The 13,938-nt window shown below is 64.7% G+C and carries 12 protein-coding genes; 8 read left to right on the forward strand and 4 right to left on the reverse strand.

Going from position 1 to position 13,938, the window contains the following annotated elements:
• The first annotated feature begins 97 nt into the window (after positions 1 to 97).
• The 7 genes from P0D71_RS26115 (at position 98) to P0D71_RS26145 (ending at position 8,033) form a co-directional block, all read left to right on the forward strand.
• Entirely contained in the window at positions 98 to 1,948 is a 1,851-nt protein-coding gene (locus P0D71_RS26115) for a bifunctional 3-(3-hydroxy-phenyl)propionate/3-hydroxycinnamic acid hydroxylase (protein WP_408482797.1), read from the forward strand.
• Between the two features lies 1 nt (position 1,949).
• Complete coding sequence (locus P0D71_RS26120; protein ID WP_408353876.1) at positions 1,950 to 2,900, forward strand: 3-carboxyethylcatechol 2,3-dioxygenase; 951 nt, start codon at positions 1,950 to 1,952, stop codon at positions 2,898 to 2,900.
• 18 nt (positions 2,901 to 2,918) lie between these two features.
• Complete coding sequence (locus P0D71_RS26125; protein WP_408482799.1) at positions 2,919 to 3,731, forward strand: 2-keto-4-pentenoate hydratase; 813 nt, start codon at positions 2,919 to 2,921, stop codon at positions 3,729 to 3,731.
• Between the two features lie 24 nt (positions 3,732 to 3,755).
• Positions 3,756 to 4,697: an acetaldehyde dehydrogenase (acetylating) gene (locus tag P0D71_RS26130; RefSeq protein ID WP_408482801.1), complete on the forward strand. Its 942-nt coding sequence runs from the start codon at positions 3,756 to 3,758 to the stop codon at positions 4,695 to 4,697.
• Positions 4,698 to 4,710: 13 nt separating this feature from the next.
• Positions 4,711 to 5,727 carry a 4-hydroxy-2-oxovalerate aldolase gene (gene dmpG / locus P0D71_RS26135; RefSeq protein WP_091803227.1) on the forward strand — a complete coding sequence of 339 codons (1,017 nt, stop codon included), beginning with the start codon at positions 4,711 to 4,713 and terminating at the stop codon, positions 5,725 to 5,727.
• Positions 5,728 to 5,825: 98 nt separating this feature from the next.
• The gene (mhpT, locus tag P0D71_RS26140; protein ID WP_408482804.1) at positions 5,826 to 7,070 is read left to right on the forward strand and encodes a 3-(3-hydroxy-phenyl)propionate transporter MhpT; all 1,245 of its coding nucleotides are present in this window, start codon (positions 5,826 to 5,828) and stop codon (positions 7,068 to 7,070) included.
• 93 nt (positions 7,071 to 7,163) lie between these two features.
• Complete coding sequence (locus P0D71_RS26145) at positions 7,164 to 8,033, forward strand: alpha/beta fold hydrolase (RefSeq protein WP_408299426.1); 870 nt, start codon at positions 7,164 to 7,166, stop codon at positions 8,031 to 8,033.
• A gap of 64 nt (positions 8,034 to 8,097) precedes the next feature.
• Here the strand turns inward: P0D71_RS26145 and P0D71_RS26150 are convergent, their stop codons facing one another.
• Both P0D71_RS26150 and P0D71_RS26155 read right to left on the reverse strand, forming a co-directional pair.
• Positions 8,098 to 8,760 carry a hypothetical protein gene (locus P0D71_RS26150; protein WP_408482805.1) on the reverse strand — a complete coding sequence of 221 codons (663 nt, stop codon included), beginning with the start codon at positions 8,758 to 8,760 and terminating at the stop codon, positions 8,098 to 8,100.
• Positions 8,761 to 9,051: 291 nt separating this feature from the next.
• Positions 9,052 to 9,639 (reverse strand): TetR/AcrR family transcriptional regulator, encoded by a 588-nt coding sequence (locus tag P0D71_RS26155; protein WP_408482807.1) that lies wholly within the window; start codon positions 9,637 to 9,639, stop codon positions 9,052 to 9,054.
• Positions 9,640 to 9,834: 195 nt separating this feature from the next.
• On the opposite strand from P0D71_RS26155, the gene P0D71_RS26160 reads away from it, so the two are divergent.
• Positions 9,835 to 10,611, forward strand: coding sequence for an SDR family NAD(P)-dependent oxidoreductase (locus P0D71_RS26160; RefSeq protein ID WP_408184874.1), 777 nt, complete (start codon positions 9,835 to 9,837; stop codon positions 10,609 to 10,611).
• 90 nt (positions 10,612 to 10,701) lie between these two features.
• Here the strand turns inward: P0D71_RS26160 and P0D71_RS26165 are convergent, their stop codons facing one another.
• On the reverse strand, positions 10,702 to 11,667 hold the full coding sequence (locus P0D71_RS26165) for a D-2-hydroxyacid dehydrogenase (protein ID WP_408482809.1): 966 nt from the start codon (positions 11,665 to 11,667) through the stop codon (positions 10,702 to 10,704).
• 18 nt (positions 11,668 to 11,685) lie between these two features.
• Complete coding sequence (gene tkt, locus P0D71_RS26170) at positions 11,686 to 13,746, reverse strand: transketolase (RefSeq protein ID WP_408482810.1); 2,061 nt, start codon at positions 13,744 to 13,746, stop codon at positions 11,686 to 11,688.
• Between the last annotated feature and the right edge of the window lie 192 nt (positions 13,747 to 13,938).

The raw sequence follows: 13,938 nt of genomic DNA on the forward strand, positions 1-13,938 counted from the left end.
ATACGCGATCGTCACGCCGTGCCCTCCCTGAATATTCCAAACAAGTCCGCTATCTGAAGCGACGGCGCCGTGTGCCGTTCGCGAGAAAGGAGACAGAATGTTCCCATCCACCGATCTGGCGGCCGCGAGCGGCCGCAGCGAAACCGTGTCCGCCGATGTGGCGATTATCGGCGCCGGCCCTGTCGGCTTGATGATTGCCAATTACCTCGGCTTGCAGGGCGTGCGCGTGGTGCTGCTGGAAAAACTCGAGCAGATCATCGACTACCCGCGGGCCATTGGCCTCGACGATGAAGCGCTGCGGGTGTTCCAGTCAGTCGGCCTCGCCGATGTGCTGTTGCCGCACACCACGCCTGATCACTGGATGCGTTTTGTCACGCACACCGGTCACTGCTTTGCGTCGATCGAACCGCGCACCGACGAGTTCGGCTGGTCACGCCGCAATGCATTCATTCAGCCGCTCGCGGATCGTGTGTTGTACGAAGGACTGCGCCGCTTCCCACACGTTCAGGTGCTATTCGGCACTAGCGTGAGCGGTTTCACGCAGGATCAGACCGGCGTGACGATCGAAGCGGAGGACGAGAAAGGCGGCCGCCGCACAGTACGCGCGTCGTACATGGTCGGCGCGGACGGCGGCAACAGCTTCGTGCGCCGCATGCTCGACGTGCCGTTCGAAGGACGCACCAAGCCGAATCAATGGATCGTGGTGGATGTGCGCAACGATCCGATCGGCTCGCCGCATGTCTACATGCATTGCGATCCGAAACGGCCGTACGTGTCGGCCGCACTGCCGCATGGCATTCGCCGCTTCGAATTCATGGTGATGCCCGGCGAAACCGAAGAGGAATTGTCGAAGCCGGAGAGCATGGCCGCGCTGATCCGCAAGGTGGTCGCCGATCCGCAAAAGGTGGACTACATTCGCAAGCGCGTCTATACGCACAATGCGCGCCTCGCGAGCCGCTTTCGTGTGGATCGCGTGCTGCTGGCCGGCGACGCCGCGCACATCATGCCGGTCTGGCAGGGGCAGGGTTACAACAGCGGGATCCGCGACGCGAGCAATCTCGGCTGGAAGCTGGCGATGGTGGTCAGACAGATCGCCGGCGACGCGTTGCTGGACACCTATACGGCGGAGCGGCGCGCGCACGCCCGCTCCATGATTCATCTGTCCGAAGTGGCCGGCGACATTTTCGCGCCGACGAGCCGCTTCGGCATCAAGTTTCGCGACGCCTTCGTGCGGACCTTCAACGTGGTCCCCGCCATGAAGCGCTATTTCGTGGAGATGCGTTTCAAGCCGATGCCGCGCTATGAAACGGGCGTCGTCCTGCTGGCGGAGCACAAACGCAAGCATGGCGTTCTGGCTCGCATGCTGGAGCGTTCCGGTCATTCCGCGCCCGGCCGGCTGCTCGGGCTGATGAGCGAGAAGCGCGAGTCGCTGCTCGGCCGCCTCGTGTATGGCCGTGATCCGTCGTGTCATTCGCCGGTCGGGCGCATGTTCATTCAGCCGCGCGTGCGCACGCTGGACGGCAGCGTCGCGCGTCTCGACGACGTGCTCGGCAATCGCTTCGCGATTATCGGCTGGGGTTCGGATCCCACGTTCGGCTTGTCGCCGCTCGCGCGTGAAACCTGGCAGCGCCTTGGCGGCTGCTTCGTGCTCGCGAAACCCGACACCCAGCTCGCTTTTCATGACGACGTGTCTGACGGCGTGATCGCCGTCGGCGATGTGCAGGGCCGTCTGAAAGAGTGGTTCTCGCGCGTGCCGGAATCCGTGGTGCTGCTGCGGCCCGATCGTTTTGTCGCGGGCATGTGCACGCCGCAACAGGTGTCGGCGTGCATCGGCGAGCTTGCCGTCAAGCTGACATTGAAGACCGGCGAGCGGGCCGTCGCCACGGCGGCGGTGAGCACGCCGGCGAAGGCGTCCGAAAGCGATGTCGCCATCGCGGCGGGAGCCTGATATGCCGATGTTGCTCGAATGTCTTTCGCACACGCCGCTCCGCGGCTATTGCGACCCGGCGCCGGACATTGTCGCAGAAGTCGCGCGGATTCACGCGGCGGCGCGCGCACGTGTGGCCGCTTTCGATCCGCAACTGGTCGTCGTGTTCGCACCGGACCACTACAACGGTTTCTTCTACGACGTGATGCCGCCGTTCTGCATCGGCGCGTCGGCGAGCGCGATCGGTGACTTCGGCAGTCTGGCGGGGCAGCTTGCCGTACCCGCCGCCACCGCGCTCGATCTCGCGGAAGCCACGCTCGCCGCGGATGTCGACGTCGCCGTGTCGTACCGGATGCAGGTCGATCACGGTTGTGCGCAGGCGCTGGAGATTCTCACGGGCGCACTGGACCGTTATCCGGTTGTGCCGGTGTTCATCAATTCGGTCGCGCCGCCCATGGCGTCGTGCCGCCGGGCGCGACTGCTCGGCGACGCGCTGGGCCGCCGCCTCGCGCGTTCGGACCAACGTGTGCTGGTGATCGGCTCCGGCGGCATTTCGCACGAGCCGCCGGTGCCGGAACTCGCGGGCGCAACGGATGAAGTCGCCGAGCGGCTGATCGCCGGCCGCAATCCGTCGCCCGAAGCGCGCGCGGCGCGTCAGGCTCGCACCGTCGCGGCGGCCCGTGCATTCGCCTCGGGAGATAGCCGGCTGCATCCGCTCAATCCCGAATGGGACCGCGCGTTTCTGAAAACGCTCGAAGAAGGGGAGCTGTGCGCGCTTGACGGCTTGACCGACACCGCGATCACGCGCGACGCGGGCAAATCCGCGCACGAGGTTCGCACGTGGATCGCCGCATTCGGCGCGCTGCAGGCGTACGGACCTTATCGCGCGACGCTCGATTACTACCGGCCGATCCCCGAATGGATCGCGGGCTTTGGCGCGATGCACGCGCGGCCCATTGCCGAAACCGCATGACGAATCACGGAACCCGCCATGACCCTGACCCAACGAAGCAATGCTGAAGCGCTGGCCCTGCGGCTGCGCGAATCCGAACGCACGCGTCAGACCATCGCGCCGTTGCGCGACGACGAGCGCTTCACCCATTTGAATCCGGCCACCGCCGCCGGATTCGCCTACATGGTGCAACAGATCAACGTCGAGGCGCGAGTGGCGGCGGGCGAGCGCATCGTTGGGCGCAAGATCGGTCTGACCTCGCCCGCGGTGCAGCGCCAACTCGGCGTCGATCAACCGGACTTCGGCGCGCTGTTTGCGTCGATGGCCTACGGCGACAACCAGCCGATCGCGCTCGGCGAACTGATCCAGCCGAAGGTCGAAGCGGAAATCGCACTCGTACTCGAACACGACCTCACGCATGAAAAACACACCTACGCCGACCTGATTCGCGCGACGGCCTACGCGGTCGCCGCCATTGAAGTCGTGGACAGCCGCATCGAAGGATGGAATATCCGCTTCGTCGATACCGTCGCAGACAACGCATCGAGCGCGCGTTTCGTGCTCGGCAGCCGGCCGGTATTGCTGCGCGACGTCGATCTGGCGGCCTGCGCGATGACCCTCTCGAACGACGCCGAAACGCTCTCGCGCGGCAACGGCGCGGCGTGTCTGGGCAATCCGCTGAACGCCGCCGTGTGGCTCGCGGACCGCATGCAGCAGTTCGGCACGCCGCTGCGAGCCGGCGACGTTCTGATGACCGGCGCGCTCGGTCCGATGGTCGCGGTGACGCGGGCCGGCACTTTCAGTGCGCAGATCGAAGGCCTCGGCAGCGTTCGCGCGATTTTCTCCGCATAAGCAATCACCCGATTGAGGACTGACATGGCAAGCGAAAAACTCAAGGCCGCGATCATCGGCTCCGGCAACATCGGCACCGATCTGATGATCAAGATCATGCGGCACAGCGAGCATCTGGAAATGGCGGCGATGGTCGGCATCGACGCGGCATCCGACGGTCTCGCGCGCGCAGCGCGGCTGGGCGTCGCGATCACGCATGAAGGCGTGGAAGGACTGACCCGTCTTCCTGTGTTCAACGACATCGACTTCGTGTTCGACGCCACCTCGGCCGGCGCGCATGTGAAGAACGACGCGTACCTGCGCGCGCTGAAACCGGGCATCCGCCTGATCGACCTGACGCCTGCCGCGATCGGTCCGTACTGCGTGCCGGTGGTAAATCTCGACGCGCATCTCGACAGCCGCAACGTCAACATGGTGACGTGCGGCGGTCAGGCCACGATTCCGATGGTGGCCGCGGTTTCGCGCGTGGCGAAGGTGCACTACGCGGAAATCGTCGCGTCGATCAGCAGCAAGTCGGCCGGCCCAGGCACGCGCGCGAATATCGACGAGTTCACCGAAACCACCTCGAAGGCGATCGAAGCGGTGGGCGGCGCCGCCAAAGGCAAAGCGATCATCGTGCTCAATCCGGCCGAGCCGCCTGTGATGATGCGCGATACGGTCTATGTGCTGTCCGATCTCGCCGACCGCGCACAAGTGGAAGCCTCGATCGAAGCCATGGCCGCTGCCGTGAATGCCTATGTGCCGGGCTACCGCCTGAAGCAGAAAGTGCAGTTCGACGAGATCGCCGTGGACGCGCCGTTGAACATTCCGGGCCTCGGCCGTTTCAGCGGATTGAAGACTTCGGTGTTCATCGAGGTGGAAGGCGCCGCACATTATCTGCCGGCGTATGCGGGCAATCTCGACATCATGACCTCGGCTGCGCTCGCGACCGCTGAGCGCATGGCGCAATCCCTGGTTCAGGCTTAAGGAGACGCATCTCATGGACAGAAAACTCTATATCTCCGACGTGACGCTGCGCGACGGCAGCCACGCGATCCGTCATCAGTATTCGATCGACAACGTGCAGCAGATTGCCCGCGCGCTCGACAAGGCGAAAGTGGACAGCATCGAGGTCGCGCATGGCGACGGCCTGCAAGGATCGAGTTTCAACTACGGCTTCGGCGCGCATAGCGACCTCGAATGGATCGAAGCGGTGGCGGACGTGGTCGGACACGCGCAGATCGCGACGCTGCTGTTGCCCGGCATCGGCACGATTCACGATCTGAAGGCGGCGTACCAGGCCGGCGCGCGCATCGTGCGGGTCGCCACGCACTGCACCGAGGCGGACATCTCGAAGCAGCACATCGAATACGCGCGCGAACTCGGCATGGATACGGTTGGCTTCCTGATGATGAGCCACATGACCACGCCGGAAAACCTCGCCGTCGAAGCGAAGAAGATGGAGCAATACGGTGCGACATGCATCTACGTGGTCGACTCCGGCGGCGCGATGAACATGAACGACGTGCGCGCGCGCTTTCGCGCATTGAAGGCCGTGCTCAAGCCGGAGACGAAGACCGGCATGCACGCGCACCACAACCTGAGCCTCGGCGTCGCGAACTCGCTGGTCGCAGTGGAAGAAGGTTGCGACCGCATCGATGCGAGTCTGGCGGGCATGGGGGCGGGAGCGGGCAATGCGCCGCTGGAGGTGTTCATCGCCGCGGCCGAACGCGCCGGCTGGCACCACGGCACCGATCTCTACACGTTGATGGATGCCGCCGACGATATCGTGCGGCCGTTGCAGGACCGTCCGGTGCGCGTGGACCGGGAAACCCTGGCGCTCGGTTACGCGGGCGTGTATTCGAGCTTTCTGCGGCACTCCGAAGTGGCCGCGAAGAAGTACGGCCTGAAAGCCGTCGACATTCTGGTCGAACTGGGCAAGCGGCGCATGGTCGGCGGCCAGGAAGACATGATCGTCGACGTGGCGCTGGACCTGAAGCGCGCGGCCGGCGTCTAGCGCATTTGTCTGGAAGCATGGCGGCCGCCTGCGCCGCCGACCTCAACCCAGCGTTATCGCCGCCAAGAGCGATGCTGAAAACACATTGGAGACTTTTCATGCAGCGATCAAACAACCCTCGCGCCACCGGCGCCGTCACGATCGGCTTATGCCTGATCGTCGCATTACTGGAAGGACTGGATCTGCAATCGACCGGCGTCGCGGCGCCGCGCATGGCTCGCGAGTTTCATCTCGCGGTCGCGCAGATGGGCTGGGCATTCAGTATCGGCGCGCTCGGGCTGCTGCCCGGTGCGGCGATCGGCGGAAGGCTCGCCGACAAGCTCGGCCGCAAGCGCGTGCTGATGCTGTCGGTCGCGCTGTTCGGCCTGTTTTCGATTGCCACTACGCAGGTGTGGGACTTGAACAGCCTGTTGGCCGCGCGCTTTCTCACCGGGCTCGGGCTTGGCGCCGCGATGCCCAACCTGATCGCGTTGTGCGCCGAAGCGGCGTCGCCGGATCAACGCAACACCGCAGTCGGCGCGATGTATTGCGGCATGCCATTCGGTGCGGCGCTCGCGGCGGTGATCGGCATCGTGAGTCCGGGCGATGCGAGCTGGCGGCATATCTTCTATGTCGGCGGAGTTGGACCGCTGCTCGTGTTGCCGTTGCTGGCGATCTTCATGCGCGAGTCGGCGCATTTCGTCGCCGCGCGCTCGGGAGTGGCCGGCGCGCGTGGAGTGGGCGAGACACCGTCCGGCATCGCGCAGGCATTGTGGAAGGAAGGGCGGGCCGGCACGACCGTCGCATTGTGGATCAGCTACCTGGGCACGTTGATCGTGCTGTACTTCCTGATCAACTGGCTGCCGTCGCTCGTGCTGAGCCGCGGACTCTCGCGCGTGCAATCGAGCGTCGTGCAGATGATGTTCAACATCGGCGGCGGCATCGGGGCCATCGTGATCGCAAGCCTGATGGATCGCATCGGCAAGCGCCGCACCGTGACCGGCATGTATCTGGGCATCGCCGCGGCGCTGGCCGCGCTCGTGGCGGCAAGCGGCAGCGTATCGATGGCGTGCGGCGGCCTGCTCGCCGGCCTGTTTCTGGTCGGTGGACAGTCGGTGTTGTATGCGCTCGCGAGCAGCATCTATCCGACACAGGTGCGCGGCACCGGCGTGGGCGCCGCGGTCGCGGTGGGGCGCATGGGCTCGATTCTCGGCCCTTTGATCGCCGGGCAACTGCTCGCGATCGGCCAGAGCGCCTCCGTGTTGCTGAGCGCGAGCATTCCGTTGATCGCCGTCGCGGCGGTCGCGGCTTGGCTCGTCGTTGGCAAGTCCGCGCCGGTTTATGCGCCGGCTGCCGCGCAATAACGCTCATCGCTTCAATAGCGCCGCCAATGCTATCCGCGCACGACTGTGCGACGTGCGCGGTCAATCAACTCTCTTCAGATCAAGGAAAGCAACATGACCTCGAATGTATCGGCAATCACCGAAGCATCGACCAGCCAATTCGTGCGTATCAAGGAAGGCGAGCGGGAAGTGCAGTTGCACTACAACGACGCCGGGCAGGGCGCCGAAACGGTGGTGATGCTGCATGGCTCGGGCCCGGGTGCGAGCGGCTGGGCGAACTTCAACCGGAATGTCGAACCGCTCGTCGCCGCGGGTTATCGGGTCATCCTGATGGACTGCCTGGGCTGGAGCAAAAGCGACCCGGTTGTGTGCGACGGCTCGCGCTCCGAACTCAACGCGCGTTCGCTGAAGGGTTTGCTCGATTCGCTCGACATTGAACGCGCGCACATCATTGGTAATTCGATGGGCGGCCATAGCGCCGTCGCGTTCGCGCTCGCCAATCCACAGCGTGTCGGCAAACTGGTGTTGATGGGTGGCGGAACCGGTGGCCCCAGTCAGTTCGTGCCGATGCCGACGGAAGGCATCAAGCTGCTGCAAGGCCTCTATCGCGAACCGACGATCGAAAACCTGAAACGGATGATGAACGTCTTCGTGTTCGACACCAAAGCGTTGACCGACGATCTGATGCAGGCGCGGCTCGACAATATGCTGGCGCGCCGCGATCATCTGGAAAACTTTGTGAAGAGTCTCGCGGCCAATCCGAAGCAGTTCAACGACTTCGGACCGCGTCTTGGCGAGATTGCGGCGCCGACGCTCGTGATCTGGGGGCGCGACGATCGTTTCGTGCCGATGGATGTGGGTTTGCGTCTGGTTGCCGGCATGCAGAACGCCGAAATGCATATTTTCAGCCGCTGCGGCCACTGGGCGCAGTGGGAGCATGCGGAAAAATTCAACCGCATGGTGGTGGACTTTCTGGCGCATTGAGCCGTGGCAGCCGGGGACGCCGCGTGGAGGCACGCGAGCGTCAAAAGTGTTTCGGACTGCAGTCTTACTGCGTACCGGTCGGTGTTGTCGACGGCGTTTGCGAAGAAGCTGGATTGACCCGGGCGGATTCCCGCACCAGTGCCTGCGTCATCGCGGCGCCGACGGGGTTCGAGCCGTGGTGATCCTGGCCGACCGGCGCGGATTGAGTCTGCGTTTGCGTCTGCGCCTGCGTTTGCGGCGGCATCGGCAACGACGGGTCGGGTTTGGACGATTCCTTGACAAGCTGCTCCGTCATGGCCGCCGCGACGGCATTCGAGCCGTGCCGGGTCAGATCGGCGCGCGCATGGGCAACCGGCTGCGCGGTATCTGCTTTCGCGGCGACGGACTCGCGCGCATCCGCCGGTGCCAACGCGCGGCCTGGCTGTTTATGCCGCGATGTTTGCGGCCGCGCTTGCGCGTCATTGGCGATGGGAGCCGGTTTGATTGGCTGCGGCGCGGCCGTGATCTCGCCCGTGCTATTCGCAGATGGCGAAGTGGACACCACATTGCCCGCGCTCACGTGCGTGCCGTCCACTCGCGAACCGGCTGCCGACGCCGTGACCGAATTGGCCGTTACCGTGTCTGGCGCGGCTTCGGAGTGATTGCCTTTAGGGAGAAGCTGGTAAGAGATGAATCCCACGTCCACCAGAACCAGCGCGATTATCAACGCCTTGCCTGTATTCGTCATATCCAACACCGAGTCGTTCGAGTGAGATGATCGAATCATGATAATCGACCGCCAAAAAACATTCTGCGCGGGCGTTTTGCAATGCGATTTATTCGGTTTTCTCCACACGTATTGACACCGTTTTGACACCCCCCGTCAGTTGGGCCATCAACTGGTTCATCAACTGCCTGCCGGCTCTCCGCGTTTCGCACCGAAGTCCCAAGGCATCGAACGCCAGCGCATAAGCACGCCCATGCATTGAGAAAGCGGCTTCGCGTGGCGCGTGCTGGCCGGAGCCGCCAAGGTGCTCGACTAAGCGTCTCCGCCTTGCGCGACGATCAGATCGAGCGAGCCGGCGAGAATCGATCTCGCGAGTTCGGGGTCGTCGACGGCACGCGCGAGCGTCACCGCGCCGACGATGGTCGCGACAATGCCGAGCGCGAGGCTCTCGCTATGGCCCGCCAACGTCTGCGCGATGCGTGCTGCCAGCTTGTGCACGTATTGCGTCAGACTCTCGCGAACTTCCGGTGCCGCGTGCCGCGCCTCGCCGGCAAGCGCGCACAGCGCGCAGCCGTTACCCGGATTCCTGATGTGTTTCTCGCTGAGGAACATCTCGGCGATCGTCTGCAGCGGTTCTTTCTTTGCGGACCCGTTGCCGTTCGCCGCCGCGAGTGTCGCGGCGATCCGTTTCTCGCTCTGTGCGACCGCATATTCCAGTGCCTCGACGATCAGCGCGTCACGCGACTCGAAGTGGCCGTAGAACGCGCCATGGGTGAGACCCGCGCGCCGCATGCAGTCTGCCACCCCGAGCGCCTCGATCCCGTCTTCCCGGATCTGCCGTGCCGCTGTTTCCAGCACACGCTGCCGGCTTTCTGCTTTTTGCGCCTGCGAGTAGCCCATCTCCGTCACCCCTCTTGACAATCTGCATGACGAGCATAATACTGAAAATGTGCATGATGATCAACATGCAGATTGTTGGGCGAGGGCGTCTTTCGCGGATGTCCGTATGCGGCGGCTTTTTGGCCGCTCGACTGTTACAGGCGTCGCGCGACCGGGCTTTCCGGCGCTCCGGCGGCGCAATCAAGGAGAGAGATGATGCGATTCAACGGAAAAACAGCGTTGGTGACCGGTGGCAATAGCGGCATTGGTTTCGTCACGGCGAAGCGGCTGATTGCCGAAGGCGCCCGCGTGGTGATCACCGGCCGCGATAGCGCGAAGCTGGATCAGGCCGTGTCCGAACTCGGCGAAAACGCGCTGGGCGTAAAGGCCAACCTGGACGACGAAGCGGAAATCGGCGCGTTGTTCGAACAGATCAAGAGCAAATTCGGGTCGCTGGATATCGTGTTCGCGAATGCCGGCATCTCCGGGCCCACGCCGCTCGGCGGCACCACGGCCGCGGCGTTCGAGGCCATTCTTCGCACCAATCTGACGGCGGTCTTCCTGACGGTGCAAGCCGCACTGCCGTTGATGAGCGAGGGTGGCGCGGTCGTGTTGAACGGCTCGGTGATGCGCGAACTCGGCTCACCGGGCTCGGCGGCTTATTCGGCCACCAAGGCCGGCATCACGGGCATGGCGAAGGTGTTCGCGTCGGAGTTGGTGCAGCGCGGTATTCGCGTGAATACCGTGATCCCGGGCGGCACGCGCACGCCGATCTGGACGCGTGGCGCACGCGCGGGCGCCACGCTCGACGGAACCGAACAGGCCCTTGCGCCGCGCGTGCCGATGGCGCGCCTCGCTGCGCCGGAAGAAGTCGCGGCGGCGGTGCTGTTCCTCGCCTCCGACGATGCGTCGGGAATGACGGGTGCGGAGATCGTCGTGGATGGCGGCACGACCGGCGCACCGTGGGGCGCGCCGATTTTCCGCCAGGGTTGAGGCGGCGTCTGATGTCATTAGCCGCGCCGCGCGATGAGTCGGCGGCGCGGCTGTGGCGTGGCAGTGACTTGGCAATGGCTGGGCCGTGGCTCAATACGCGCCACTCACCAGATTTGTCGGCGCACCGCTGACAAAGTTCTCGATGTTGTCCATCAACTGATTGGCGAGGCTCTGCTGCGCCTCGTCCGACGCCCATGCCACGTGCGGCGTCAGGATCACGTTGGGCCGGTTGGCCGCGCGCAACAACGGATTATCGTCGGCGGGCGGCTCGCCCGCGGTCACGTCGAAGCCCGCGCCGCTGATCAGACCTTCGTCGAGCGCCTGCACGAGCGCGGCTTCATCCACGAGGCCGCCGCGCGCCGTGTTGATGATCAACGGCCGGCGCTTCATCGCGTGAAACTCGGGCATGGCGAGCATGTTGCGCGTGTGCGGCGTGAGCGGGCTGTGCACGGTGACGACGTCGCTGGTCGCGAGCACTTCGTCCCATGGCGTGTAAAGCGGACCGAGCCCTTCGCGTCCTTTGTGCGCGGCGAACATCGGCTGCATGCCGAATGCCTTGCCCAACTCCGCCACGCGCTGCCCAAGCACCCCTTCGCCGATGATGCCTAGCCGCGCGCCGGCCAGATCGTGAATCGCGTGCGTGAAGAAACAGAACTGCCCGGATTTTTGCCACTCGCAGGCGAGCACGTCGTCGCGATAGGCGACCAGATTGCGCCGCAGCGCGAGGATCAGCGCGAACGTGTGCTCTGGCACAGTGTTGATCGCATACCCGCGAATATTGCTCACTGCAATGCCGAGCCGCTGAGCGGCGGCCTTGTCGACGCAGTCCGTGCCGGTCGCCGCCACCGCGACGAGTTTCAGCTCCGGCAATTGCTCCAGCACTTCACTCGTCAGCGCGACCTTGTTGGTGATCGCAATCGACGCGCCAGCGAGCCGCTTGAGCAATTGATCCGGCGCAGTGCGGTCGTGCTCGATCAACTGATGCTCGAAGCGCGGCTCGCGCAGCACGATCTGCGGCGCGAGGGTCGTGCGGTCCAGAAAAACGATCTTATGCATGATTAGGTATCCGATGATTTACAGATGCCGCTTCGCTTCAGCGACGATATGCTGCGCGGTGATGCCGAAATGCTCGTACAGCGTCTCGGCCGAGGCGGACGCACCGAAGCCCGTCATGCCGACAAAGCCGCCGCGCTCGCCGAGATAACGGTCCCAGCCGAAACGCAATGCCGCTTCCACGCCGATCCGCACGGTGCCCGGACCGAGCACGGCGGCACGATAGGCGTCGTCCTGTTCGTCGAAAATCTCCCAGCACGGCATGGACACCACGGCGGTCGCGATGCCTTCGTCCTGCAATTGACCACGCGCCTGCAAGGCCAACGCGACTTCGGAGCCGGTTGCGAGCAGCGTCACGGCGCGCGCTCCGCCTTCGGCCTCGGTCAGCACGTAAGCGCCGCGTTGCGACAACGGCGCGGCGCTATGTGCCGTGCGCACCAGCGGCAGCGCCTGGCGCGCGAACACCAGTGTGCTCGGCCCGCGCCGATGTTCGAGCGCGAGCGCCCAGCATTCGGCGGCCTCGACGGCATCGGCGGGACGCAACACGCGCATGTTCGGCATCGCGCGCAGCGAGGCGAGAATTTCGACGGGCTGATGCGTCGGTCCATTTTTGCCGACGCCGATCGAATCGTGGCTGAACACGAAGTGCACCGGCAGGCCCATCAAAGCCGCCATGCGCATGGCCGGCCGCTGATAGTCGGCGAACGCTAGATATGTCACGCTCGTCGCGATCACGCCGCCGTGCGCCGCCATGCCGTTGGCCATCGCGCCCATCACGTGTTCGCGCACGCCGCAGTGAACGTAGGCGCCGCTATGGTCCTCGGCAGTAAACGCATGCAACTGACGCTTGTGGCCCGTGGGCGCTTCGAGATCGGCGCAGCCGACCATGCGTTCCGGCAACAGCGGCGCGAGCAGATCGCTGATCTCGCCCGAGACGGTGATGCCGGGTTGCGGTTCTCCGCGCTCCACGGCGCGTTTGCGGTAGTCGTCGAGCACGTCGCGCCAGCCTTGCGGCAGGTGGCCCGACAGGACCCGTTCGAACTCGTCCTGCTCTGCGGCGGGCAGCGCGGCGAGACGTTCGTGCCATGCGTAATACTGCGGGTCGCTACGCCGTCCTGCCGCGCGCCATGCTGCGAGGATCTCCGCGGGTATCTCGAACGGCGCGTGCGGCCAGCCAAGGGTGTCGCGCGCCGCGTCCGCGTCTGTCTGGAACAGCTTGCCGCTGTGGCCGCCACGCTGTCCTTGCAAACGCGCAATGCCGCGGCCGATCACGGTTTTGCACGCGATCATCGAAGGTCGCGGGTCCGAGCGGGCGATCGTCAGCGCCGCCGACACGGCTTCGAGATCGTGCCCGTCGACTTCGATGACCTGCCAGCCGCCCACGCGAAAGCGCGCGCAGACGTCCTCGCTGATGGAGAGGGAAGTGCTGCCGTCGTCGGTGATCTGGTTGTCGTCCCAGCAGAGAATCAGCTTGCCCAGTTGCAGATGCCCGGCGAGCGAAATCATTTCCTGGCCGATGCCTTCCTGCAGACAGCCGTCACCGACGAATGCATACGTGTAGTGGTCGACGAGCTCGCTGCCGAACTTCGCCGCGAGATACGCTTCGGCAATGGCCATGCCGAACGCGTTGGCAATGCCCTGGCCGAGCGGGCCGGTGGTGGCCTCGATACCGTGCGCCGGTTCGTACTCGGGGTGGCCCGCGCAATGCGAGCCGAGTTCGCGGAAGGTCTTGATCTGCTCGAGTCCGATGGCGTCATAGCCGGTGAGATACAGCAGCGCGTAGAGCAGCAGCGAGCCGTGACCGTTGGACAGCACGAAGCGGTCGCGATCGGGCCAGGTCGGATCGGCGGGATTGAATTTCAGGTGGCGGGTGAAGAGCGCGGTCGCGATTTCGGCCATGCCGAGCGGCACGCCCTGATGGCCTTCGCTGGCGCGCAGAATCGCGTCGATGGAAAGGAAGCGGATCGCGTCGGCCAACGGCAAGGGCGCGGGCTGAGCGGCAGCAGGAGCGGCGCGCGACAGCTGCGTGAGTGATGGAAGCGCAGTGTTCGGTGCGGCAGACGTGGCTTCGGTGGTGGACATGGCAAAAGTCTCCTCTACGCCGCTGCGTTACGTGCAGCGGGCGGCAATAGATAACTTGGACGAAGCGACCCAAATGAGCGGCCTGATTAGGCAGCCCAAATAAGCGGCCCAAATAAGCGGCCCAAATAAGCGGCCCAAATAAGCGGCCCGAAGAAGCAGGCGAAAAAAGCGTGCTGAAGAACATCGCGCGAG

This window comes from Paraburkholderia sp. RL17-383-BIF-A (genome assembly GCF_046028015.1).
Lineage (GTDB): Bacteria > Pseudomonadota > Gammaproteobacteria > Burkholderiales > Burkholderiaceae > Paraburkholderia.

Coding starts and splice junctions, on each gene's coding strand:
- P0D71_RS26115 (WP_408482797.1), top strand. CDS start 98: ATGTTCCCATCCACCGATCTGGCGGCCGCGAGCGGCCGCAGCGAAACC.
- P0D71_RS26120 (WP_408353876.1), top strand. CDS start 1,950: ATGCCGATGTTGCTCGAATGTCTTTCGCACACGCCGCTCCGCGGCTAT.
- P0D71_RS26125 (WP_408482799.1), top strand. CDS start 2,919: ATGACCCTGACCCAACGAAGCAATGCTGAAGCGCTGGCCCTGCGGCTG.
- P0D71_RS26130 (WP_408482801.1), top strand. CDS start 3,756: ATGGCAAGCGAAAAACTCAAGGCCGCGATCATCGGCTCCGGCAACATC.
- dmpG (WP_091803227.1), top strand. CDS start 4,711: ATGGACAGAAAACTCTATATCTCCGACGTGACGCTGCGCGACGGCAGC.
- mhpT (WP_408482804.1), top strand. CDS start 5,826: ATGCAGCGATCAAACAACCCTCGCGCCACCGGCGCCGTCACGATCGGC.
- P0D71_RS26145 (WP_408299426.1), top strand. CDS start 7,164: ATGACCTCGAATGTATCGGCAATCACCGAAGCATCGACCAGCCAATTC.
- P0D71_RS26150 (WP_408482805.1), bottom strand. CDS start 8,760: ATGACGAATACAGGCAAGGCGTTGATAATCGCGCTGGTTCTGGTGGAC.
- P0D71_RS26155 (WP_408482807.1), bottom strand. CDS start 9,639: ATGGGCTACTCGCAGGCGCAAAAAGCAGAAAGCCGGCAGCGTGTGCTG.
- P0D71_RS26160 (WP_408184874.1), top strand. CDS start 9,835: ATGCGATTCAACGGAAAAACAGCGTTGGTGACCGGTGGCAATAGCGGC.
- P0D71_RS26165 (WP_408482809.1), bottom strand. CDS start 11,667: ATGCATAAGATCGTTTTTCTGGACCGCACGACCCTCGCGCCGCAGATC.
- tkt (WP_408482810.1), bottom strand. CDS start 13,746: ATGTCCACCACCGAAGCCACGTCTGCCGCACCGAACACTGCGCTTCCA.